A 21,966-nucleotide genomic window follows, 5' to 3' on the forward strand; every position below is an offset into this window, starting at 1 on the left:
GCAGAGCAGGACCCCCCGCACCGCACCGCACTCCGACTCTCCCCGGGAGCCCGCCCATGTCCCACCCCAAGACCCTCGTAGAGGCGTTCCAGAAGACGGTCGCCGAGATCCCCGACGAGGTGGCCCTGCGTACTCCGGGCGGAGCCCAGAGCTACACGTGGGCGCAGTACGCCGCGAAGGTGGAGCGCCTAGCGCGCGCGCTTCACAAGCTCGGCCTTCGCCCGGGCGACAGGATCGCGCTCATGCTGACCAACCGCCCGGAGTTCAACTTCGTGGACAGCGCGGCCCTGCACCTCGGCGCGATCCCGTTCTCGATCTACAACACCAGCTCGCCGGAGCAGATCGCCTACATCATCGGCCACGCGGGCCCGAAGATCGCGGTCGCCGAGGAGCAGTTCGTCGGACGGCTCACCGAGGGCGGCGCGGCCTCCCTCGACCACCTCATCGACGTCGCCGACCTCGACGCGCTCGAGCCGGACGAGGAGTTCGACTTCGAGGCCGCGTGGCGGAAGGCCGACCCCGACGCCGTCATCACGCTCATCTACACCTCGGGCACGACGGGCCCGCCCAAGGGCGTGGAGACGACCCACCGGGCCGCCCTGGCCAACGCCTACGCGCTCGCGCAGGGCTTCGAGGTCAGGCGCGGCGACCGCGTCACGTCCTACCTGCCGTCGGCGCACGCGGTCGACCGGATGGCCTCGCACTGGCTGCACATGCTGCACGGCACTGTCGTGACGTCGGTCGCCGACATCACCCAGATCCTGGGCGCGCTCGGCGAGGTCCGTCCGACGGTCTGGGCGGCGGTCCCGCGCGTGTGGGAGAAGATGAAGAACGGCATCCAGGCGCTGCTGGCCGGGGCCGACGAGGAGAAGCGCAAGGCCGCCGAGTGGGCGTTCGACGTCGGCCTGCGCAAGGTGCGCCTGGAGCAGGCGGGCGAGCCGGTGCCCGAGGAACTCGCCAAGGAGTACGAGCTGGCCGACCAGCTCGTCTTCGCCACGATCCGCCAGCTCCTCGGCCTTGACGAGATGCGCTACGCCTTCTCCGGCGCGGCCGCCGCGCCGAAGGAGACCCTCGAGTTCCTGCTCGCGATGGGCCTGCGGGTCGTGGAGGCGTGGGGGATGACCGAGGTGACGTCGGTGGCGATCTCCAACCCGATCGACGCGCCGCGCATCGGGACCGTCGGCAGGCCGCTGCCGGGCCTGGAGGTCAGGATCGCCGAGGACGGCGAGCTGCTGGTGCGCGGCCCGTGGGTGATGAAGGGCTACCGCAACGACCCGGACAAGACCGCCGAGGCGATCGACGCCGAAGGCTGGCTGCACACCGGCGACGTCGCGACGGTCGACGCCGACGGCTATGTCACGCTGGTCGACCGCAAGAAGGAACTGATCATCAACGCGGCCGGCAAGAACATGTCGCCGAGCAACATCGAGAACACGTTGCGGGCGCACAACCCGCTGCTCGGCGGGATCATCGTGGTCGGCGACGGACGGCCCTACAACGTCGCGGTCTTCTCCCTCGACCCCGACGGCGCGGCGGGCTACGCGGCCGCCAACGGCATCTCCGCCGACCCTGACGTGCTCGCCAAGGACCCCGCCCTGATCGCGCAGGTCCAGGAGGGCGTGGACAAGGCGAACGCGAAGCTGTCGCGGGTGGAGCAGATCAAGAAGTTCACGATCGTCGGCGGCTACTGGGAGCCGGGCGGCGACGAGCTCACCCCGACGATGAAGCTGCGCCGCAAGCCCATCCACGAGAAGTACGCCGACGAGATCGACGGCCTGTACGCGTAACGACGTGACCGCCGCCTGACGTTCGAGTGGCACGACCGTCACCCAGGGTGTACGAATCGTGCCATGGCCTTCACGCAGCGTCAGCGCTCGAGTCTTCTGTTCCAGGTGGGGCACGCGATGCGGCATCCGTCGCGCATCCGGCCCTACCTGAGCCGGTACGCCCGCGACCTTGTGCTGCGCGCGGGCGCGCCGGACCATGTCGCCTACTACCGGGAGGTCATGCGCGCGGAGGTGGCCGACAAGAGCCCGTTCGACGCCGTCGGCAGTCCGAGTCACGGTCACTGGCTGCGCAACGGGCGGCGTCAGTTCGACTATCTGCGCGCGCACGGCCTCCTGCCCGGTCACTCGGTGCTGGAGATCGGCTGCGGGAACCTGCGCGCGGGCTGGCGCTTGATCCGCTACCTGGACGCCGGCCGCTACCACGGCGTGGACATCTCGCCGGACATCCTCCTTGCGGCGTCCGACACCGTCGTCCAGTACGGCCTGCAAGACAAGCTCCCGCACCTGACGCTGGTGGCCGACCTCACCTTCTCCAGCCTGCCTGACGCCCACTTCGACGTCGTCCACGCGCACAGTGTGTTCAACCACACACCCATCGAAGTGATAGACGAGTGCTTCGCGCACGTGGGCCGGATCATGCGTCCCGACGCGTTCTTCGACCTGACCTTCGACCGCACCGAGCGCGCCGACCACCAGGTGCTCCAGGAGGACTTCTACTACCGCACCGACACCCTCACCGCCCTTGCCGAGGCCCACGGCCTCAAGGCCCTGTTCATGGACGACTGGGAGGCGGGCCCGTCCCCGCACAGCAAGCTGCGCCTGACGGTCGCGAATTAGGCGCTGCGGCGCATGGACTCGGAGATCTTCTCGGCGGCCGCGACGACGGGGCCGGCGTGGGTGCGTCCGGGGGAGCGGCTGAGGCGTTCCAGCGGGCCGGAGACGGAGATCGCGGCGATGACGCGGCCGCCGTTGCCCCGGACGGGCGCGGAGACCGAGCCGACGCCGGGCTCGCGCTCGCCCACGGACTGGGCCCAGTTGCGGCGGCGGACCGAGGCGAGGGTCGCGGCGCTGAACTTCGCGCCGCGCAGGCCGCGGTGCAGCCGGTCGGGCTCCTCCCAGGCCAGCAGGACCTGGGCGGCCGATCCGGCGGTCATGGGCAGCGACGCGCCGACGGGTACCGTGTCCCGAAGGCCGCTGGACCGTTCCGCCGCCGCGACGCACACGCGCACGTCGCCCTGCCGACGGTAAAGCTGGGCGGACTCCCCGGTGAGGTCGCGCAGCTGCGTGAGGACGGGCTGGGCGATCGCCAGGAGCCTGTCCTCGCCCGCCGCGACGGCCAGTTCCGCCAGGCGCGGCCCGAGGATGAAGCGGCCCTGCGTGTCGCGGTGCACGATCCTGTGGTGCTCGAGGGCGACGGCGAGCCGATGGGCCGTGGGGCGGGCCAAGCCGGTGGCCGTGACGAGCTGGGCCAGTGACGCGGGGCCGGCTTCGAGGGCGTTGAGGACGAGAACTGCTTTGTCCAGTACGCCGACTCCGCTAGAGTTGTCCATACCTCGATATTGCCGTCTCGATAGATGAGACGCAACTCGGGGGGACGATGATGAAGATCTCAACGGAGAGAGGTGCACCGATGGGCCGCACACTGGCCGACAAGGTTTACGACGCGCACGTCGTGCGTCGGGTCGAGGGCGAGCCCGACCTCCTCTACATCGACCTGCACCTCGTTCACGAGGTCACCTCGCCGCAGGCGTTCGACGGCCTGCGCATGTCCGGCCGCCAGGTCCGCCGCCCCGACCTGACGATCGCGACCGAGGACCACAACGTCCCCACCCAGAACATCGACCAGCCGATCGCCGACCCGGTCTCGCGGACCCAGGTCGAGACGCTGCGCAAGAACGCCTCGGAATTCGGGCTGCGCCTGCACCCGATGGGCGACGGCGGCCAGGGCATCGTGCACGTGATCGGCCCGCAGCTGGGCCTGACCCAGCCCGGCATGACCGTGGTCTGCGGCGACTCCCACACCTCAACGCACGGCGCGTTCGGCGCGCTCGCGCACGGCATCGGCACGTCCGAGGTCGAGCACGTCCTGGCCACCCAGACGCTGCCGCAGATCAAGCCGAAGATGATGGCCGTCACCGTCGAGGGCGCGCTGCCGGCCGGCGTCACGGCCAAGGACCTGATCCTGGCGATCATCGCCGAGATCGGCACCGGCGGCGGCCAGGGCTACATCATCGAGTACCGCGGCCAGGCGATCCGCGACCTGTCGATGGAAGGCCGCATGACGGTCTGCAACATGTCGATCGAGGCGGGCGCGCGCGCCGGCATGATCGCCCCCGACGAGGTCACCTTCGCCTACCTGAAGGACCGCGACCACGCCCCGAAGGGCGCGGAGTGGGACAAGGCCGTCGAGTACTGGAAGACCCTGAAGACCGACGACGACGCGGTGTTCGACAAGGAGGTCGTCATCGACGCCTCCACGCTGACCCCGTTCGTCACCTGGGGCACCAACCCGGGCCAGGGCCTGCCGCTGGGCGCGTCGGTGCCGTCGCCCGAGGAGTTCACCGACCCGGCCGAGCGCCAGGCCGCCGAGCGCGCGCTGGAGTACATGGGCCTGGAGGCCGGCACCGCGCTGCGCGACGTCAAGGTCGACACGGTCTTCGTCGGCTCCTGCACCAACGGCAGGATCGAGGACCTGCGGGCCGTCGCCGAGGTGCTGAAGGGCCGCAAGGTCGCCGACGGCCTGCGCGCGCTGATCGTGCCCGGCTCGGTCAAGGTCAAGCTCCAGGCCGAGGCCGAGGGCCTCGACCAGGTCTTCACCGAGGCCGGCGCGGAGTGGCGTGAGGCGGGCTGCTCGATGTGCCTGGCGATGAACCCGGACAAGCTGGTCGCGGGCGAGCGCAGCGCGTCGACCTCGAACCGCAACTTCGAGGGCCGCCAGGGCAAGGGCGGACGCACCCACCTGGTGTCCCCGGCCGTCGCCGCGGCCACCGCCGTCAAGGGGCGCCTCGCGGCCCCCGCCGACCTGTAGCCGCCCGGCCTGACAAGGAGATCCACGATGGAGAAGTTCACCGTCCACACGGGCCGCGCGGTGCCGCTGCGGCGCAGCAACGTCGACACCGACCAGATCATCCCGGCCGTGTGGCTGAAGATGGTCTCGCGCACCGGCTTCGACAAGGGCCTGTTCTCGGTCTGGCGCGAGGACCCCTCGTTCGTCCTGAACAACCCGGCCTACGAGGGCGCGTCGATCCTGGTCGCGGGCCCGGACTTCGGCACCGGCTCGTCGCGTGAGCACGCGGTGTGGGCGCTGCAGCAGTACGGCTTCCGGGTCGTGATCGCGCCGCGCTTCGGCGACATCTTCCGCAACAACTCCACCAAGATGGGCCTGCTGCCCGTGATCCTTGACGAGAAGATCGTGGAGGAGCTGCAGGCGGCCGCCGAGGCCGACCCGACCACGGAGATCACCGTCGACCTGGAGGCCCGCGAGGTCCGCTGCGGCGAGCTCGTCGCCTCCTTCGACCTCGACGACTACACCCGCTGGCGGCTGATCGAGGGCCTTGACGACATCGGCCTGACGCTCCGCCACGCCGACGACATCGCCGCCTTCGAGCAGGCGCGTCCGGCCTGGCTGCCCGCCACGCTCTAGGCCGCCCGCGAGGCTCCGCCAAGACCCCGGCCCGCACCAAGGCCGAGTGATGGGCGGCCGCCCACCACGCGCGGCCGCCGTTCGTCCGAGCGCGCGCCCCCCGAACGTACAGTTCTGGGGGCGCGCGTCCGTTTTCGCGCTGTCCGGTGGGCTTTGGGGTCCCAAGCGGTTCGGCTGTCGGAGGCGGCTGCGACAATGACGACATGGGTGCTGAGGATGACCGGTACGGACCGGCCTGGGACGACCCGGTCCTGATGCTGCTCGCGGCCCAGCTGCGCACCGCGCACCAGCGGATCTCGCCGCTGCCGCGCGAGTCGAGACAGCGGCTGCACCGCCAGCTCCTGGCGATCACCGACCTCGCCAAGCGCGATCACGAGCTGGCCGCGCGGCGGCTGTCGGCCTTCATCGACACCTTCATCGAGGCCGACGACGCCGACGTCGACGCGGGTCCGACCCGCTCCTGAGGCCGAGCGACTTTTCCCAACGAATCACCATAAGCAGGGCGATATCTGCCTTTGGATTCGCCCATGACATGGGAAAACTCACGACAAGGTGATTGTGCGGCCCGGTGGATGCCCTTAGTTTCGGGGTCGCAACGGGGGAAGCCGGAGGAGTAAACCCTATGAACAAGCGTGAGCTGGTCGACGCGATCGCCGAACGGCTGAACGGCAGCAAGAAGGACGCCGCCGAAGCCGTCGAGGCGTTCCTCGACACGATCCAGACGACGGTGGCAAAGGGCGAGAAGGTGGCCATCACCGGATTCGGTTCGTTCGAGAAGGCGCACCGCCCCGCCCGTACCGCGCGGAACCCCGCGACGGGCAAGACGATCGAGGTCGCCGCGACGTCGGTGCCCAAGTTCAAGGCCGGCGCCGACTTCAAGAACCTGGTCGCCGGCAAGTAGAGCTAGACGCGAGACGCCCGCACGCCGGTTGTGCGGGCGTTTTCGTGTTCCCGGGGACGGCGCGGCGGGGGCGTCAGGGGAGCGGGAGGGTGGACAGCGTGATGGCGGTGATCCTGACGCCGTCGAAGGCGAGGTTCACCCGCTGGCCGAAGCGCAGGAGGCGCAGACCGCCTGCGGCGAAGGCGTCGCCGTCGAAGGGGAGTTCGCTCCCGTCGTCGAGCAGCACGCTGCCGGAGGCCGTCGCGGTGTCGAAGTCCTTCACGGTGCCCTGCATGGCAGTCACCCTAGCCCGACGCGCGTCCGTCCGATGTGCGCGCTAGGGGAGCCGGTCGGCTGAGGGGGCAGGGAGAATGCGGGAGGCGACGCGCCGGGTACGCGGTCCCGCGCCCAGGGCGAGGGCGGCCCTGAGGTCGTCAAGGGTGTCGACGTCGGTACGGACGCTGTCCAGGTCGGCCAAAGGCAGCTCGGCGGCTCCCGTCGCCAGATGACGCGCCCGCGACGCCCCGCCGAACGCGGGCGAGAAGGGCTCCCCGGGAAGCGCCGTGTACAGGACGGTTCCGGTGCCCGCGCTGTCGGCGAGGAACGCGTGCGGGAAGGCCGACGCGGCGGACAGCGCGTAAGACAACTCCGCAGGACGCAGCGCGGGAAGGTCGGCTTGGAGCGCCGCCCGAGCCGTCGCGGAGCCCACGGCCTCGGCCCCCTGCCGCAGGGCGGAGTTCAGCCCCTGCGGGGAGCCTTCGCGCAGGACGCGCGCGCCAAGGGCGGTGAACCCGTCGGCGGCCGAAGGGTCGGCGGTCACTACGAGGACCTGGCTTACCGCCTCGCAGCGCAGGGCGGCTTCGACGGTGTCCAGCGCGACCGCGAGCGCGAGCGCGGCGCGGTGCGCCCCGGCGTCGTCGGCCAGCCGTGACTTGCCGAGCGTCGGCGGTTTCACCGGGACGATCAGCGCCCATGCGGCGGCGACGGTGTTCGACATGACAAAGACGACATTATGGTGTTCCGGTCGCCGTTCCGCCGCCACCCCGCCAGGAAGGACGCCGCCCATGCTCCCCGGCTCTTCTTCCGTCTTCGCCGCCTACCGGTTCTCCGGAGGCTGGAGGCTGTTCATCGTCGCCCTCCTGCGGCCGCTCCTGTGGGCGCTGCTCGGACGGCGCTGGCGCGGGCGCGACATGATCCCCCGGCGCGGCGGCGTCATCCTCGCGGCCAACCACCTGTCGGAGGCCGACCCGCTCGCCCTCGGTCACTTCGTCTACAAGGCGGGCCGCTTCCCCGTGTTCCTCGCCAAGGACGCGCTGTTCCGCGTGCCGCTCGTCGGCGCGCTGCTCGCGGCGTCCGGGCAGATCCCCGTGGCGCGCGGCACCGAGGGCGCGGCCCGGTCGCTCGAGGGCGCGCGTGCGGCGCTCGCGGCGGGCCAGTGCGTGATCTTCTATCCTGAGGGGACCTGCACCCGCGATCCGCTGCTGTGGCCGATGCGCGCCAAGACCGGCGCCGCCCGCCTCGCCCTGGAGACCGGCGCTCCGGTGATCCCGGTGGCGCAGTGGGGCGCCCACGAGCTGCTGCCTTACCGCTCCGGCGGGCTCCGCCTCCTGCCGCGCAAGACCATGCGGGTGGCGGCTGGCGCGCCCGTCGACCTCACCGCTTATGCGGAGGCGGCCGCCGACGCCGATACCCTCAGAGCGGCGACCGATGAGATCATGCGGAAGATCACGGGGTTGCTGGGCGAGCTGCGCGAGCAGGCGCCGCCCGAAAGACCGTACGTCCATGAGGAGCGTAGACAGACGTGACGCGCGTTGCGGTGATGGGAGCCGGGTCCTGGGGGACGGTCTTCGCGAAGGTCCTGGTGGACGCCGGAAGCGACGTGATGCTTTGGGGCCGCCGCACCGAGGTCACGCGGGAGATCAACGAGCGGCACGAGAACAGCGAGTACCTGCCCGGAGTGACGCTGCCCGCAGGGCTGCGCGCGACGACCTCCGTGGCGGAGGCGCTCGAGGGCGCGGAGTTCGTCTGCCTCGCGGTCCCGGCGCAGACGCTGCGGGAGAACCTCGCGGCCTGGGCGCCCATGATCCCCGACGGCGCGGTGCTGGTCAGCCTGATGAAGGGCATCGAGTCGGGCACCAGCCTGCGCATGTCGCAGGTGATCACCGAGGTGCTCGGGGTCGGTCCTGAGCGCGTCGGCGTGGTGTGCGGGCCGAACCTCGCGCCGGAGATCGCCCGCGAGGAGCCCGGCGCTGCCGTGGCCGCCTGCGCCGACGAGGAGACCGCGCTCCGCCTCCAGGCCGCCTGCATGAACCCGTACTTCCGCGTCTACACCAGCACCGACGTGATCGGCTGCGAGGTCGGCGGCGCGGTGAAGAACGTCATCGCCCTGTGCGTCGGCATCGCCACCGGCCTCGGCTTCGGCGACAGCACCAAGGCGCTGCTGATGACGCGCGGCCTGGCCGAGATCATCCGCCTCGGCGTCACGCTAGGCGCGCAGGAGCCGACGTTCGCCGGCCTCGCCGGGCTCGGCGACCTCGTCGGCACGTGCAGCTCGCCGTTCTCGCGGAACCGTACGTTCGGGGAGAACCTGGGCCGGGGGATGACGCTCGAAGAGGTCATCGCGGTGACCAAGCAGACCGCCGAGGGCGTCAAGTCCGCGCGGCCGATCCTCACGCTGGCCCGCGAACACGCCGTCGAGATGCCGATCACCGAGGTCGTCGCCGCCGTCATGCACGACGGGGTGCCGATCGAGGAGGCGTACCTGAAGCTCATGTCGCGCTCGCCCAAACCCGAGCGTTACGGCGTCTAGCCCCCCGAGAACACGTTTCGTGACATCATTGTCGCGATGCGTAGGAGAACGAGGGGTGAGAACACCCGGGCCGTCCAGCTTCCCGAGCCGCCGGTCCCGGCACAGCGGCCGTCCGGGCTGCCCGTCTACCGCACGAGCGGCTTCGCCTTCTCCGGCGCGGGCGAGCACGCCGACCTCGTCCACGAGGGCGGCGGGTACCTCTACGGCCGCGTCGACAACCCCACCTGCGACGCGTTCGCCGACGCCGTCGCCGCGCTCGAAGGGGCGACCGTCGAGGGCGTCAGGGCGCAGGCGTTCGCCTCGGGGATGGCCGCCGTCAGCGCGGTGCTGCTCGCCTTCACCAGGTCCGGAAGCCATGTCGTCGCCCCGCGCGCGCTGTACGGCGGGGTGTACGAGCTGCTGGCGGGGCTGATGTCCCGGTTCGGGGTGAGCGCCGACTTCGTGGACTTCGCCGATCCCGAGCGCGTCGAGGCGGCCATGCGGCCGACGACGCGGCTGGTGTGGGCCGAGGCGCTGTCCACGCCGGGCATGGAGGTCGCCGACCTTCCCGCGCTGGCGGCACTCGCGCGCGGGCGCGGCGCGCTGCTCGCGGTCGACTCGACGGTCGCGACGCCGGTGCTGTGCCGTCCCCTGGAGTACGGGGCGGATCTCGTGGTGCACTCGGCGACCAAGTACCTGGGCGGGCACGGCGACGCCGTCGGCGGGGTCGTCGCGGGCCGCGCCGAGCTGGTGGAGGAGTTGCGCAGGGTGCGGGTCGCCACGGGCGCGGTGCTCGGCCCGGACGACGCCTTCCTGCTGCGGCGCGGCCTCGAGACGCTGCCTTTGCGGGTGCGCAGGCAGTGCGACACCGCCTCGCAGTTCGCCGCCGCGCTCGTGCGGCACCCGGCGGTCGCCGCGGTGGACTACCCGGGCCTTTCCGGACACGCCGGGCATGCCCTCGCCCGGCGGCTGTTCGACAAGGGCCCCGAGGGCACCCGCTTCGGCGCGCTGGTGACCGTCACCCCGCACGGCGGCCGGGAGGCCGGGACCGCGTTCTGCGACGCGCTGCGCCTCGCCCGTCCCGCGACGTCCTTCGGCGGCACCCGCACCACAGTCGCGCACGTCGCGACCACCGCGCTGACCGGCCGTGACGACGCACTGCTCGCCGGAGGCGGCGTCGCGCCCTCGGCCGTGCGGTTCTCCATCGGCCTCGAGGACGCCGACGACCTCATCCGCGACGCCGTGGAGGCCCTCGACACGCTGCCGGGCGTGGCCCACCCTGGGAGTGCGACGGCGGGCTCCGGACGTCTCACCGAGGAGGCGGTGACCGGCTGACCGGCCGCTGAGGGCGATAGAGTCGGAGCATCATGCCGGAAAAGATCACAGTCGCCGTGGTGTTCGGCGGCCGAAGCTCAGAGCACGCCATCTCCTGCGTCACCGCGGGCAGCGTCATGGCGGCCATCGACCCCGACCGCTACGAGGTCCTGCCGGTGGGCATCGCCCGTGACGGACGGTGGGTCCTGGCCCGCGACGAACGTCTGGCGATCACCGACGGGGCACTTCCCGAGGTCTCCGGCGACGGCCCCGCGCTCGCGCTGCCGTTCGACCCCGACGCCGCGGGCCTCGTCGCCATCGAACCGCACGAGATACCCCGCGCGCTGGGCAAGGTCGACGTAGTCCTGCCGCTCCTGCACGGCCCATACGGCGAGGACGGCACCATCCAGGGGATGCTCGAGCTCGCGGGCCTGCGCTATGTCGGCGCGGGCGTGCTGGCCAGCGCCGTCGGCATGGACAAGGCGTTCATGAAGCTGGTCTGGCAGGCCCAGGGCCTGCCGGTCGGCCCGTACGTGATCATCACCGACCGCGAATGGCGGCTCGAGCGCGAACGCAAGTTGGATGAGGTCAAGCAGCTCGGCTGGCCCGTGTTCGTCAAGCCGGCCCGCGCCGGGTCGAGCATGGGCATCTCGAAGGTCAGCCGCGCCGAGGACCTGATTCCGGCGATCGAGGCGGCCCGCGAGCACGACCCCAAACTGATCATCGAGGCCGCCGTCGAGGGCGTCGAGGTCGAGTGCGGCGTCCTCGAGGGCGTCGGCGACGGGCCCAACGAGGCGAGCCTTCCCGCCGAGATCGTCATGATCGGCGAGCACGACTTCTACGATTTCGAGACCAAGTACCTCGACGGCACCTCACGGCTGGAGATCCCGGCGTCCCTGCCGGCCGAGGTCGTCGAGCGGCTGCGCGCGACGGCCGTGCGGGCCTTCGACGCGCTCGGCTGCGAGGGCCTGGCCAGGGTCGACTTCTTCGTCACGCCCGAGCACGAGCTGGTGCTCAACGAGATCAACACGATGCCCGGGTTCACGCCGACGTCGGCGTTCCCGCAGATGTGGGCGGCGACCGGGCTCGAGTACTCCGAGCTGGTGGACCGGCTTCTCCAGACGGCTCTGCACCGCTCGCTCGGCCTGCGCTGAGGTCCCCGCCCGGACGCCTCAGGCGTCCGGGCGGGCCTCATCTCACTGCTCGGGCAGCGGAATCCACTTCTCGCGCTTCAGCGTCTCGGCGTCGCTGATGCGGACGCCCGCCCAGGAGAACGTCCAGACCGAGCCGTCGATGTAGACGGCGCGGGTGATCTGGCCGTCCCTGTCCGGGTGGATGATCGAGCCGACGTTGGTGATCTTCTCCGGCGTCACCTTGAGGACAACGGCCTCCTGCCAGGTGGGCAGGACCGTCAGGCCGGTCTGCGGCCAGTACAGGAAGCCGTGGGCGTCGTACTCGGCCACCGCGGCCGCCGTCTTCGGCAGGTGCAGCTGGGACAGGCGGGTGGGGGCGTCGCCGGACACGTCGAACAGGGACGCCTGGAACCCGCGCGTCCTGCCCTGCTTCGTCGCCTCCTGGCCGATGCCGAGGAGACGGCCCTCGTCCGTCGGGTGCAGGTAGGCGGAGTAGCCGGTGATCTTCAGCTCGCCGAGGCTGCGCGGCTTGGCCGGGTCGGACAGGTCGAGCGTGTACAGCGGGTCGGTCTGCTTGAACGTGACGACGTAGCCGCGGTCGCCGATGAAGCGCACCGAGTAGATCCGCTCGCCCTTGCCGAGCCCCTCGACCGACCCGACGGTCGTCAGCTCAGGCCCGTCGATCTTGAGCGTGTGCACGCTGCTCGACTCCGCCGCGTGGTCGGTGACCGCGACGCGCAGGTGCCCGTTGTGCTCCGACAGCGAGTACTGGTTGAGCAGCCAGCCGGGCACCGCGCCCGAGCCGGTGTAGCGCGGCTCGGTCCCGGTGAAGGCGAACCTGTGGACGCGGGTCTTCTCCGGCTCGGGACGCGACAGCCGCGTCGGCTCGTCCGGGATCGGCGCGGCGCTGTTGGTCTCGGTGACGTACAGGCTGTCGGCCGTCCCGTAGACGGTCTCGCCGCCCCCGGAGACCACGGAGGTGGTGCCGGAGTCGCTGATGTCGGACAGCGGCCGGGACATGTCGAACGACATGATCGTGGTCATGGCGACGCCGTCGGCGTCGGCGGGGTGGCTGATCCGCTCGCAGGGCACGCGGCGTTCCAGAGGCAGGCCGTCGGGACCGGTCACCGTGTAGGACGGCTGGAACGACTCAAGGGGAGCCTCGCGTACGAGGTCGCGGTTGCGCTGGAGAAGGCGGGGCTCGGCCTTCCCCCAGTTGTTGAAGTCACGTTCCTTGGGCTCGGGAAGGTCGAGGCGGGGCATCCCGCTCAGCACGAGGCGCACGGTGGAGCCGACCTGACGGGCGTCCACGAGCGCACCGCGCACCTTCAACTCGGAGACCACCGCGCGCTTGGTGAGGTCGACCTGGACCCCGTGCGTCTCCCCGGAGCCCGGCATGCCGATGAAGTCCACGGCCGGGCCGCCGTAGCCGCCCTGCACCGAGTTGAGCACGAGCACGGTGTCGCCGTGCAGCAGCAGCCGTGAGCCCCGGTGGAAGCCCTTGGGGAGGGCGATCTTCGCCGCGACGTCGCCGGTGCGGGCGTCGAGGACGAGCAGGGTGTTGTCCGCGGCCAGGAGCACGCGCCGGCCGTCGGTCTTGACCTCGTCGGGCTCGTCGACGCCCGGGGTGTGGGTGTTGGTCGAGGAGTATCCGGAGGAATCGGCTTGCGCGCCGGAGGCCAAGGCGTCCACGGGCTGGGCGGAGCTCTCTTCGCGGAACAGGAATCCCGGTTCGCTGCGCGCGAGAGAGTCGTCGAGGTGGGCGTAGCCGTTGGAGACGCCGCCGTAGGCGTCCACGCGGGGCAGCGTCGCGGCGCGCAGGGAGTCCAGGAGGTCGTCGCAGCCCGCGTAGGAGACGAGCCGGTAATCGGAGAGGACCAGGGGGGCCTTGCCCGGCGGCGGTGCGCCCACCGAGGCGGCGGCGAGGATCAGGCCCGGCACGAGGAGGAGCGCGGCCAGGGGGAGGGTACGTCGCATACCCGTCCAGACGGGTCCCTGGGCCTCGCGCGTTGCTTCGGGTCCTACAGAGCGGTCCAGGCGCGCCGCTTCAGCGTGCGCGCGTCGTGCACCATGACGCCCTCGGAGGAGAACGTCCACAAGGCGTCGTCCACAAGGAGGGCGCGGTAAACGCCGGTCGAGGAGGGCCGGTGGGAGATACGGCCCAACTGCCGGATGCCTGCGTCCCGCGTGACGGACAGCACAACCGCCCCGTTGGGCACGGTCGGCAGGACGGTGACGCCGGACGCGGCGTCGTGCCAGTAGGCGTACGGGTCGTCTTCCACGCGCGCCCCCGGCATGCCGGGCCTGCGGAAGTCGGCGAGCCTGACGTGCTTGCCGGGACCCGGCTCGAACAGCGAGACGCGCAGGCCGCGCGGCGTCCCCCTGCCCGTGCGCGGCTGTCCGACGGCGAGGAACCGCCCGTCGGACGAGGGGAGCAGCCGCGTGGACGCCGCGGGGAAGGCGACGTCGCCGTCGCGGCGCGGCTTGTACGGGTTGGCGAGGTCGAGAGCCGGGAGCGGGCCTTGCGCGCGCGTGGTCGTGACGTAAGCGCGCGCCCCGAGGAACGTCACCGAGCGGATGCCGTTGTCGCCGCTGATATCGGTGAGCTTGCCTACCGGGTCCAGGACCGGCCCGTCAGTTTCCAGGATGTACAGGTCGCCCTGGGTGCGGTCGGGGTCGCCGACCGCGAGGCGGAGGTACCCGTCGTGCTCCGACATGGCCTCCCCGTCGAGGATCTCGCCCGTGACTGACCCGGACCCGACGTACAGGGGGCGCGGCCTGGTCAGGTCGAGGCGGTGGACGCGGGTGGTGACCGAGGCGGGGTCGGACTCGGCGACGAAGAGGTGCGCCGCCGTCCCGTGGACGGTGGCGGGACCGCCCGCGATCGCGACGGGCGAGGCGTCGCCGATCGGCCGTGACAGGTCGAAGGTGAACACGGTGAGGACCGACGAGGCGCGGTCGCCGACGGGCCGGTTGATGCGCTGGCACGGCACCTTGTGCCGGGTCGTCTCCCCGCCGGACGTCACGTCGTAGGACGGGTGGAACGCCTCGGCGGGCGCTTCGCGCACGATGTCCCGGTTGTGCTGACGGGCCCGCGGCGCGAAGTCGGGGCTCGCCCGCTCACGCGGCGGGGGCGGCGCGGGGAACTCGAGCCGGGGCAGCGCCCGCACCGAGACGCGGACGAGCGGGCCCGCGCGCCGCGCGTCGGCGAGCGAGCCCGGCATCCTGAGCTCACCGGTGATCCGGAACGCGCTCAGATCGACGGTGAGGACCCGGGCCGACGGCGTCGCGGGCTCGGCGCCGTCCGGGTCGTGGTCGGCGAGCAGGAGCGCCCTGCGGCCGTCGGTGACGACCCTGGCGGACTCGTAGCCCTTGGGCAGCCGGAGCCTGCGCTGGACCGATCCGTCACGCGCGCGCAGCACGAGCAGCGTGCGGCCGGAGACGAACAGCACCTGGGGCCCGCTGCGGGCGACCTGGTCGGGAAGGTCCACGTCGGAGGTGGAGGGGTCGTACGCCGGCACCTCGAGCGCGGGGGGCGGTCCCGGGTCCGGCCCGCCCGGCACGAGGCCGAGGGGTCCGGTGCGCTCGACGGCGGCCGAGCGCAGGGAGTCGAGCAGTGCCGCGCAGTCCTGCCTGCTGTGCAGGCCGGGTGAGGTGTCGGCGGCGGAGACTGAACAGGCCGTGGCCAGAAGCAGCACGACCGGTGTCATCATGCGTCGCATACATCTCAGATGTCGCCTGACGCCTCTCGGTTGGCGGTGGCCGATCGGTCTCAGAGAGTGAGATGACACTTACCGCGCTGTAAAAGCCGGGAAACGGGTCCGAAACAGCGCACGGTGCACTATCTCCTTGGCTAGTTGTTTCTTCCGGCCGGACAGGCGAGGGCGTTCGGGCCCGCCTGGGCGCGGCCCGGACCAGCGAGAAAAAGGGGGCTTCGTGCCGCTGCTGTCGTACGGCGCGCAGACCGTGCCCGGGCACACCCGGTGGCACCCCGAGATCCCCGCGGTCGCCGAGGTGATCTCCGGCGGGTCGGTGCGCATGGAGTGCCGTGGCTTCTGGGGCGCCCGCGAGGCGCTGCTGTGCGGGCCGATCGCCGTGGTCGGCGCGGAGCCCGGCGACGTCATCGTGGTCGACGTCCTCGGCATCGGAAGAGCCGACGGCGGTCCGGCGCTCGGCGCGCATCCCGGCGTGCTCGGCTGCGCCCCCGGCGACGACGCGCTGCCGGTCGAGGTCGAGCCCGACGGGCCCCTGCTGGGCAGGGTGCGGCCCGGCCTGGCCGACTACCAGCCCGTCGCGGCGCGGGCGCTGCGCTCGGCGGCGCTGGCCGGGCAGATCGTCGGCTCGTGCGCCGACGCGCGGCTCACCGCCGGATCGCGGATCGTGCTCCCGGTGCACGTGCGCGGTGCGAAGCTCTCGGCGGGCGACCTGCACTTCGGCGACGGCTGCACCGCCCTGGACGGCTGGATAGACCTGCGCGTCAACCTCACCAAACGCGGCGTCGAGCGGTTCCACGTGACGGGCCCGCTGCTGATGCCCGCCTGAGCGCGCTAGTACTGGTCCTCGGGCTTCTTCGGCAGGGCGTCGAGCGTCGAGGTGAACTCGGTGAGCAGTTCGCCGGGCGGGCTCCCGGCGGGGGTGTACTCCTGCGGGATCGTCACCTCCACGTAGACGTTCCGCGCGACGAGGGTCCAGGTGGACGGCCTGTCACCGGCGGCGGGCAGCCAGTCGAGCCCGTCGACGGTCACGATCCGCTCGATCAGCCCGGAATCCGGGTCGGTCGGACGGGCCACCCCGCACCGCACCGCGATCGCCGGACTGCCCCACGCCGCCACATACGGGGACGACGGGTCAGTCTCGCGCCGCTCAAGGCCGTTGACCTTCTCCGGGTAGGACAGCGTCTCGCACAGGGCGGCCTCGGCCGCGTCGGGGGAGGGGACGGGCACCTGGACGGGCCCGCCCGAGCAGCCGGACACGAGAAGGCCGAGCGCGACAGCGGCGGCGAGGAGGGGCCCGTGGGACGCGGCGGATCTGGCGGGACTCACAGGTGCACGATAGGACACGTCAGCGTCCGGGTGATCCCGGGTACCCCCTGGATGCGCGCGACGACGAGCTTGCCCAGATCGTCCATGTTCGACGCCTCGGCCTTGACGATCACGTCATAGGGGCCGGTGACGTCGTCGGCCTCGACGGCGCCTTCGATCACCGCGATCGTGCGGGCCACCTCGGCGGCCCTGCCGACCTCGGTCTGGATCAGGATGTACGCCTGCACCATCGCGTCTCCCCGGCTGTGGGGTGGGAGAAAGAGCGTCCGGGGGTTCACCGTACCTTGGTCCTGCCTGGAACTTGAGAGGGAGGGTCGTCATAGAGATCGGTGAGATGGGCGAGTTCGGGTTGATCCGCAGGGTCACCGGGCGGTATCCCCAGGGACCCCTCGTGGAGCTGGGGCCGGGCGACGACGCCGCGGTCCTGCGCGCCCCGGACGGCAGGGTCGTCGCGACCGCCGACATGCTCGTCGAAGGCCGGCATTTCCGTACGGACTGGTCGTCGGCCTACGACGTGGGGCGCAAGGCCGCCGCGCAGAACCTCGCCGACGTCGTCGCGATGGGCGCGCGGCCCACCGCGCTGCTGATCGGGTTCGGCGCGCCCGCCGACCTCGACGTCGCCTGGGCCGACGGGCTCAGCGACGGCCTGCGCGACGAGTGCGCGCTCCTCGGCGTCTCGATCGTCGGCGGCGACACGGTGCGCACCCCGGCGATCACCGTCGCGGTGACCGCGCTCGGCGATCTGGGCGGCGCGGCGCCGCTCACCCGGTCCGGCGCGCGCCCCGGAGAGATCGTGGCGGTGCGCGGACGGCTCGGCTGGGCCGCGATGGGGCTCGCGGCCCTCGAGGTCTCCTCGGCCGCCTCAGGGCCGTTCGTGGACGCCCACCGGCGGCCGCTGCCGCCCTACTCGGCGGGCGGCGAGGCGCGGGCGCTCGGCGCGACCTCGCTCGTCGACGTCTCCGACGGGCTCGTCCAGGACCTCGGCCACGTCGCCCGCGCCAGCGCCGTCCGGATCGAGCTCGCGGCGGCCAGGGTGCCGCGCGACCCGGGCGTCGGGCTCGCCGAGGCGCTGACGGGCGGCGACGACCACGCCTTCGCCGCGACGTTCCCCGCCGACGCCGGGCTGCCGCCCGAGTGGCGGGTGGTCGGCGAGGTCAGGGAGGGCGAGCCGGGGGCCGTCACCGTGGACGGCAGGGCGTTCGCCGGAGGCGGCTGGGACCATTTCGGTGCGTGAGCGGCATTCCCCGAATATAAGAGTTTTGTAAAAACAAGAGGCTTAGGGCCGTCCGCCTTGGTCATCCGGTAGGCGCGCTTGGTGTGGTTTTGGTATACATCCCAGGAACGAAGAGGAATGGGATGGGACGACACACCAAGTTCTGGGACCGTCCGGTGCACACCACCGAACCCCCGGCGCCCTCCCCGGCCAAGAAGGTGCGGATGGCCTGGATCGGACGGACCCCGCTGATGCCGGTGCTCGCGGGGGTGGGCGCCATCGGCGTCATCACCGCGGCATTCCTCACGCAGGACATCGCGCTCAACTTCGCCGCGCCGCCGGACTCGGCGCGGCAGGAGTCGGCGGCGTGCGCGGGCTGTGAGCCGCTGCGCGCCGACCTCCAGACGCCCGGGACCGCGCAGGCCGCAGTGCCCGGCGGCGAGTCCGAGCGCTCGGTGGTCCCGCCGGGGCTGCGCGCGACTTTCCGGCTCGACAAGACGACGGGCAGCGGCTTCGCCGCCTACGTGACGCTGCGCAACACCGACGACAAGGCGATCGCCGCGTGGAAGGTCAGGTTCCGGCTTCCCAACGCGGTCGTGCACGGGGCCGAGGGCGCGACGGTGCAGACGGTCGCCGCCAACGGCGGCACGACCGTCCTGTCGGGGACGACGCCGATCGGGGCCGGCGAGACGCTGCGCGTAAGGTTCACCGGCGAGGGCGCGTGGTCGAACCCGACGGGCTGCCGCGTCAACGGCCTCAAGTGCCGCTGACGGGCGCCGGCTCCGGAAGGCCAGGTCCCGGGAGCCTCTATTAGGCTTCCGGTTATGGTTACCGCTCCTCCCCGTGTCCTTACCGTCGCCGGCTCTGACTCCGGAGGCGGCGCAGGAATCCAGGCCGACCTCAAGACGATGCTCGCCCTCGGGGTGCACGGGATGAGCGTCATCTGCGCGGTGACCGCGCAGAACTCCCTGGGCGTCCAGGGCTACTGGGAGCTGCCTCCCGAGGCCGTCGCCGCGCAGCTCGACTCGGTGCTGTCCGACATCGGCGCGCAGGCGGTGAAGACGGGGATGCTCGCCTCGACCGTCCTGGTGGAGACCGTCGCCGAGCACCTCGGCCGCTATGACGCGCCGCTCGTGGTCGACCCCGTCGGCGTCAGCAAGCACGGCGACACGCTGCTCGCCCCCGAGGCCGTTGACGCGGTCCGTAACGAGCTGCTGCCTTTGGCCACGGTCGTCACGCCCAACCTGTGGGAGGTCGAGCTCCTCACCGGTGTGAAGGTCGAGTCCGAGGACGACCTGCTCCGGGCCGCCGAAGCCGTCAAGGAGTTCGGGCCGCAGTGGGTGCTCATCAAGGGCGGCCACCTGCCTACGCGTCCGGTGGACCTGCTGTACGACGGGTCGCAGACCCACCTGTACTCCGACGAGCGCTACGACAACCGGCACACGCACGGCACAGGCTGCACCCTCGCCTCGGCGATCGCCTCGCACCTGGCCCTCGGCCTCACCGTCCCCGAGGCGGTCGCGGCGAGCAAGACCTACATCTCCGGCGCGATCCGCGCTGGCTTCCCCCTCGGCGCGGGCATCGGCCCCGTGGACCACGCCTGGCAGACCCGCCCGACCCCCTGACCCCGGGGACGCGAAAAGACCCGGTGAGTGCGCTCACCGGGTCTTGGACGCCTTGCTCGCGACTAGCGGGCCAGCGGACGCTGGACCTTGCCGGCCTTGAGGCAGGAGGTGCAGACGTTGACGCGCTTGGTCGTGCCCGCGACCACGGCGCGGATGCGCTGGATGTTGGGGTTCCAGCGGCGCGGGGTGCGACGGTGCGAGTGGGACACGCTCATACCGAAGCCGGGGCCCTTGCCGCACACTTCGCAGTTGGCAGCCACGGTAACTCCAAACAGTCGAGAAAACGGGCACCCCGGGCGATCTTCGGCCGGGGCGCTACACGGAAAAGGTCCCCGCGCAGGGGGACGCTCGGAACAGCGTAGCCGAACCCGCCGCGACTAGGCGAATCGAGGCCGGTTCCCCCGACGTCGGCCGTCCGGAATGCCGGGATCGTCGGCTCAGCATAGGCTTTGCCGGGACACAGGACCCGCCGGCGCGCCGCGCGGCAGCACCCTGTGCCTGACCGGGAAAGGGGTCCCCCGTGCCCGACGCCCTGGACGGGCCCTCGGTGCGCCGGTGGGCGCGCCTGGCCGCCGACGCGCTCGGCCGCGCCCGCGCCGAGATCGACGCGCTCAACGTCTTCCCCGTGCCCGACCGCGACACCGGCGTCAACCTGCACCTGACCCTGCTGGCCGGGGCCGAGGCGGTCGAGGCGCTGCCGCCGACGGCGTCGCCGGAGGAGGTCTGGCGGGCGCTCGGGCGCGGCGCGCTGGTGGGCGCGCGCGGCAACTCGGGGGTGATCGTCAGCCAGGTGCTGTGCGGCCTCGCCGACGCGCTCGGCCCGCGCCCCCCGGCGTCCGGCCCCGACCTCGCCGACGGCCTCGCGCATGCCGCGCGGCAGGCCCGCGCCTCGGTGTCGCGGCCCTCGGAGGGCACCATCCTCACCGTGCTCGACGCGGCGGCTTCCGCCGCACGCGGCCCCGCCGAGCACGGCCTCGCGGGGACGCTCGCCGCGGCGGTGCGCGGGGCGCGCGAGGCGCTGCGCACGACCCCCGAGAGCCTGCCTCTGCTCGCCGAGCACGGCGTCGTGGACGCGGGCGCGGCGGGCCTGTGCGTCATCCTCGACGCCTTGGCCGCAGTAGTCACCGAGGAGTACCCCGAGCGGTACGAGGTCCCCGCGCGCACAGAGCCGACCTTCGTCATCCCCGCTCAGGGACGCGGCCCACGGGAGACCGAAGGGCCCGGGTACGAGGTGATGTACCTGCTGGAGGCCGAGGAGTCCCGCGTCCCCGCGCTGCGCAAGGCGCTCGACGGACTCGGCGACTCCCTCGTGGTCGTCGGAGCCGACGGCCTGTGGAACGTCCATGTCCACGTGAACGACGCGGGCGCGGCCATCGAGGCGGGACTGGAGGCCGGACGCACCCGCAGGATTCGCGTCACCTATCTGGGCGGCTCAAGCCGTCCCAAGGCCCCCTGCACAGGGCGCGGCATCGTGGCGGTGACGGCCGCCGACGGGCTCGCCGCCCTCTTCGAGGAGGCGGGGGCGGTCGTCGTACGCCGTCCCTCAGGCGGGATGCCGCCCTTGGCCGTCCTCGTGGAGGCCATCCTCGGCGCGGGAGACGAGGTCGCCGTCCTGCCGAACGAGCCCGAGGTCCTCGCGCTCGCCGAGGCCGCCGCCGTACGCGCGCGCGAAAGCGGCGTGCGCATCTCGGTGATCCCGACGAAGGCGTCGGTGCAGGGCCTTGCCGCGCTCGCCGTGCACGACCCGCTGCGGCACTTCCGCGACGACGTCATCGCGATGACCGGAACCGCGCTGGCGACCCGCTTCGGCGCGATAAGGGTGGCCGACGGCGAGGCGATGACGAGCGTCGGCGTCTGCCGCGCCGGCGACGTGCTCGGCCTGATCGAGGGCGACGTGGTCCTGATCGGCGCGTCGATGGCCGAGGTGGCGGGGCAGGTGCTCGCCCGGATGCTGTCGGGCGGCGGCGAGGTGGTGACGGTGGTCACCGGGACCGGCGTCCCGGCGGGGTTCGCCGCCGGGATCGCCGAAGGGCTGCGGGCGCAACGGCCCGACGTGGAGCTGACCGTCTACGACGGCGGCCAGGTCCTGTATCCGGTGCTCTTCGGGGTCGAGTAGAGCGGCACGCCGAGGACCCGGCAGACGCTGGCGGTGGCCACGTCGAGGTCGGCGGCGGCGGAGATCCGGTCTCCCCAGGGCCACCAGAGCGACTCGTCTTCGAGCACGATCTCTTCGGTGACGCCGGGAGCGGCGGGATTGCTGACGTGCAGTGCGGGCGGGCGGCCGATGGGCTGTTCGAGCCTGGCGCGCAGGCCGTGCGGGGTGAGCCGGTCGGCCAGCGAACTGAGGAGGCCCAGGTGCCCCCGCGTGGTGGGGGTGGTGGTCAAAGCGACCATGAGGTGATGCTCCACTTCATTGTGGGTGATCTAAGGCACGCTACCAGCGTGTCCCCTTTTTACTGTTTTGGGCAAGCCGATTCCCCTGATCTTTACCCTGCTGGATCCCGGCCGTGATCGCCCGGTCGGCCGATGTCGGTCCCATCG

At 72.0% G+C, this 21,966-nt stretch carries 24 protein-coding genes; 15 read left to right on the forward strand and 9 right to left on the reverse strand.

What is annotated here, in order from left to right; translation table 11 throughout:
- Positions 1-56 precede the first annotated feature (56 nt).
- Together R9X44_RS04800 and R9X44_RS04805 are read left to right on the forward strand one after the other, a co-directional pair.
- Positions 57-1,787, forward strand: a complete 1,731-nt coding sequence (locus R9X44_RS04800) for a long-chain fatty acid--CoA ligase (protein WP_319812710.1) — start codon at positions 57-59, stop codon at positions 1,785-1,787.
- 63 nt (positions 1,788-1,850) lie between these two features.
- Positions 1,851-2,624 carry a class I SAM-dependent methyltransferase gene (locus R9X44_RS04805; RefSeq protein ID WP_319812711.1) on the forward strand — a complete coding sequence of 258 codons (774 nt, stop codon included), beginning with the start codon at positions 1,851-1,853 and terminating at the stop codon, positions 2,622-2,624.
- Here R9X44_RS04805 and R9X44_RS04810 read toward each other — a convergent pair.
- Positions 2,621-3,337, reverse strand: a complete 717-nt coding sequence (locus R9X44_RS04810) for an IclR family transcriptional regulator (protein ID WP_319812712.1) — start codon at positions 3,335-3,337, stop codon at positions 2,621-2,623. The two genes, R9X44_RS04805 and R9X44_RS04810, sit on opposite strands and share 4 nt — an antisense overlap.
- An 80-nt stretch (positions 3,338-3,417) precedes the next feature.
- On the opposite strand from R9X44_RS04810, the gene leuC reads away from it, so the two are divergent.
- The 4 genes from leuC (at position 3,418) to R9X44_RS04830 (ending at position 6,331) form a co-directional block, all read left to right on the forward strand.
- Positions 3,418-4,815, forward strand: coding sequence for a 3-isopropylmalate dehydratase large subunit (leuC, locus tag R9X44_RS04815; RefSeq protein WP_319812713.1), 1,398 nt, complete (start codon positions 3,418-3,420; stop codon positions 4,813-4,815).
- A gap of 27 nt (positions 4,816-4,842) precedes the next feature.
- Positions 4,843-5,430: a 3-isopropylmalate dehydratase small subunit gene (gene leuD, locus R9X44_RS04820; protein ID WP_319812714.1), complete on the forward strand. Its 588-nt coding sequence runs from the start codon at positions 4,843-4,845 to the stop codon at positions 5,428-5,430.
- 203 nt (positions 5,431-5,633) lie between these two features.
- Positions 5,634-5,894 carry a hypothetical protein gene (locus R9X44_RS04825; RefSeq protein ID WP_319812715.1) on the forward strand — a complete coding sequence of 87 codons (261 nt, stop codon included), beginning with the start codon at positions 5,634-5,636 and terminating at the stop codon, positions 5,892-5,894.
- Positions 5,895-6,052: 158 nt separating this feature from the next.
- Positions 6,053-6,331, forward strand: a complete 279-nt coding sequence (locus R9X44_RS04830; protein WP_230612500.1) for an HU family DNA-binding protein — start codon at positions 6,053-6,055, stop codon at positions 6,329-6,331.
- A 73-nt stretch (positions 6,332-6,404) separates the two neighbouring features.
- Here the strand turns inward: R9X44_RS04830 and R9X44_RS04835 are convergent, their stop codons facing one another.
- Positions 6,405-6,605 carry a hypothetical protein gene (locus R9X44_RS04835; protein ID WP_319812716.1) on the reverse strand — a complete coding sequence of 67 codons (201 nt, stop codon included), beginning with the start codon at positions 6,603-6,605 and terminating at the stop codon, positions 6,405-6,407.
- 42 nt (positions 6,606-6,647) lie between these two features.
- A complete protein-coding gene (gene cofC / locus R9X44_RS04840; protein WP_319812717.1) occupies positions 6,648-7,307 on the reverse strand; it encodes a 2-phospho-L-lactate guanylyltransferase in 660 nt (219 codons plus the stop codon).
- Between the two features lie 67 nt (positions 7,308-7,374).
- Between cofC and R9X44_RS04845 the strand changes: the two genes are divergently transcribed.
- Genes R9X44_RS04845 through R9X44_RS04860 form a run of 4 tightly spaced genes read left to right on the forward strand, consistent with a single transcriptional unit; the run spans position 7,375 to position 11,566 of the window.
- Positions 7,375-8,115 carry a lysophospholipid acyltransferase family protein gene (locus R9X44_RS04845; protein WP_319812718.1) on the forward strand — a complete coding sequence of 247 codons (741 nt, stop codon included), beginning with the start codon at positions 7,375-7,377 and terminating at the stop codon, positions 8,113-8,115.
- Complete coding sequence (locus R9X44_RS04850; RefSeq protein WP_319812719.1) at positions 8,112-9,119, forward strand: NAD(P)H-dependent glycerol-3-phosphate dehydrogenase; 1,008 nt, start codon at positions 8,112-8,114, stop codon at positions 9,117-9,119. Before R9X44_RS04845 ends, R9X44_RS04850 begins: the two co-directional genes overlap by 4 nt.
- A gap of 36 nt (positions 9,120-9,155) precedes the next feature.
- Positions 9,156-10,433: an aminotransferase class I/II-fold pyridoxal phosphate-dependent enzyme gene (locus tag R9X44_RS04855; RefSeq protein ID WP_319812720.1), complete on the forward strand. Its 1,278-nt coding sequence runs from the start codon at positions 9,156-9,158 to the stop codon at positions 10,431-10,433.
- Positions 10,434-10,465: 32 nt separating this feature from the next.
- Positions 10,466-11,566, forward strand: coding sequence for a D-alanine--D-alanine ligase family protein (locus tag R9X44_RS04860; RefSeq protein ID WP_319812721.1), 1,101 nt, complete (start codon positions 10,466-10,468; stop codon positions 11,564-11,566).
- Positions 11,567-11,608: 42 nt separating this feature from the next.
- On the opposite strand, the gene R9X44_RS04865 is transcribed toward R9X44_RS04860, so the two are convergent.
- Complete coding sequence (locus R9X44_RS04865; protein WP_319812722.1) at positions 11,609-13,522, reverse strand: beta-propeller domain-containing protein; 1,914 nt, start codon at positions 13,520-13,522, stop codon at positions 11,609-11,611.
- Between the two features lie 44 nt (positions 13,523-13,566).
- Positions 13,567-15,258, reverse strand: a complete 1,692-nt coding sequence (locus tag R9X44_RS04870; RefSeq protein WP_319812723.1) for a beta-propeller domain-containing protein — start codon at positions 15,256-15,258, stop codon at positions 13,567-13,569.
- A gap of 223 nt (positions 15,259-15,481) precedes the next feature.
- Between R9X44_RS04870 and R9X44_RS04875 the strand changes: the two genes are divergently transcribed.
- A complete protein-coding gene (locus R9X44_RS04875) occupies positions 15,482-16,087 on the forward strand; it encodes an acetamidase/formamidase family protein (protein ID WP_319812724.1) in 606 nt (201 codons plus the stop codon).
- A 5-nt stretch (positions 16,088-16,092) separates the two neighbouring features.
- On the opposite strand, the gene R9X44_RS04880 is transcribed toward R9X44_RS04875, so the two are convergent.
- Together R9X44_RS04880 and R9X44_RS04885 are read right to left on the reverse strand one after the other, a co-directional pair.
- The gene (locus R9X44_RS04880; RefSeq protein WP_319812725.1) at positions 16,093-16,587 is read right to left on the reverse strand and encodes a DUF3515 domain-containing protein; all 495 of its coding nucleotides are present in this window, start codon (positions 16,585-16,587) and stop codon (positions 16,093-16,095) included.
- A complete protein-coding gene (locus R9X44_RS04885) occupies positions 16,584-16,817 on the reverse strand; it encodes an Lrp/AsnC ligand binding domain-containing protein (RefSeq protein ID WP_319812726.1) in 234 nt (77 codons plus the stop codon). Before R9X44_RS04885 ends, R9X44_RS04880 begins: the two co-directional genes overlap by 4 nt.
- Positions 16,818-16,921: 104 nt before the next feature.
- On the opposite strand from R9X44_RS04885, the gene R9X44_RS04890 reads away from it, so the two are divergent.
- The 3 genes from R9X44_RS04890 (at position 16,922) to thiD (ending at position 19,425) form a co-directional block, all read left to right on the forward strand.
- Positions 16,922-17,821, forward strand: a complete 900-nt coding sequence (locus R9X44_RS04890) for a thiamine-phosphate kinase (RefSeq protein ID WP_319812727.1) — start codon at positions 16,922-16,924, stop codon at positions 17,819-17,821.
- Positions 17,822-17,943: 122 nt separating this feature from the next.
- The gene (locus R9X44_RS04895; protein WP_319812728.1) at positions 17,944-18,570 is read left to right on the forward strand and encodes a cellulose binding domain-containing protein; all 627 of its coding nucleotides are present in this window, start codon (positions 17,944-17,946) and stop codon (positions 18,568-18,570) included.
- Between the two features lie 54 nt (positions 18,571-18,624).
- Complete coding sequence (gene thiD / locus R9X44_RS04900) at positions 18,625-19,425, forward strand: bifunctional hydroxymethylpyrimidine kinase/phosphomethylpyrimidine kinase (RefSeq protein ID WP_319812729.1); 801 nt, start codon at positions 18,625-18,627, stop codon at positions 19,423-19,425.
- A 62-nt stretch (positions 19,426-19,487) separates the two neighbouring features.
- Here the strand turns inward: thiD and rpmB are convergent, their stop codons facing one another.
- Positions 19,488-19,685, reverse strand: a complete 198-nt coding sequence (gene rpmB / locus R9X44_RS04905; RefSeq protein ID WP_123662495.1) for a 50S ribosomal protein L28 — start codon at positions 19,683-19,685, stop codon at positions 19,488-19,490.
- Positions 19,686-19,945: 260 nt separating this feature from the next.
- On the opposite strand from rpmB, the gene R9X44_RS04910 reads away from it, so the two are divergent.
- A complete protein-coding gene (locus R9X44_RS04910) occupies positions 19,946-21,541 on the forward strand; it encodes a DAK2 domain-containing protein (protein WP_319812730.1) in 1,596 nt (531 codons plus the stop codon).
- Here R9X44_RS04910 and R9X44_RS04915 read toward each other — a convergent pair.
- A complete protein-coding gene (locus R9X44_RS04915) occupies positions 21,493-21,819 on the reverse strand; it encodes a hypothetical protein (protein ID WP_319812731.1) in 327 nt (108 codons plus the stop codon). The two genes, R9X44_RS04910 and R9X44_RS04915, sit on opposite strands and share 49 nt — an antisense overlap.
- Between the last annotated feature and the right edge of the window lie 147 nt (positions 21,820-21,966).

Origin of the sequence: Actinocorallia sp. A-T 12471 (assembly GCF_033875155.1) — a bacterium.
Taxonomy (GTDB): domain Bacteria; phylum Actinomycetota; class Actinomycetes; order Streptosporangiales; family Streptosporangiaceae; genus Actinocorallia.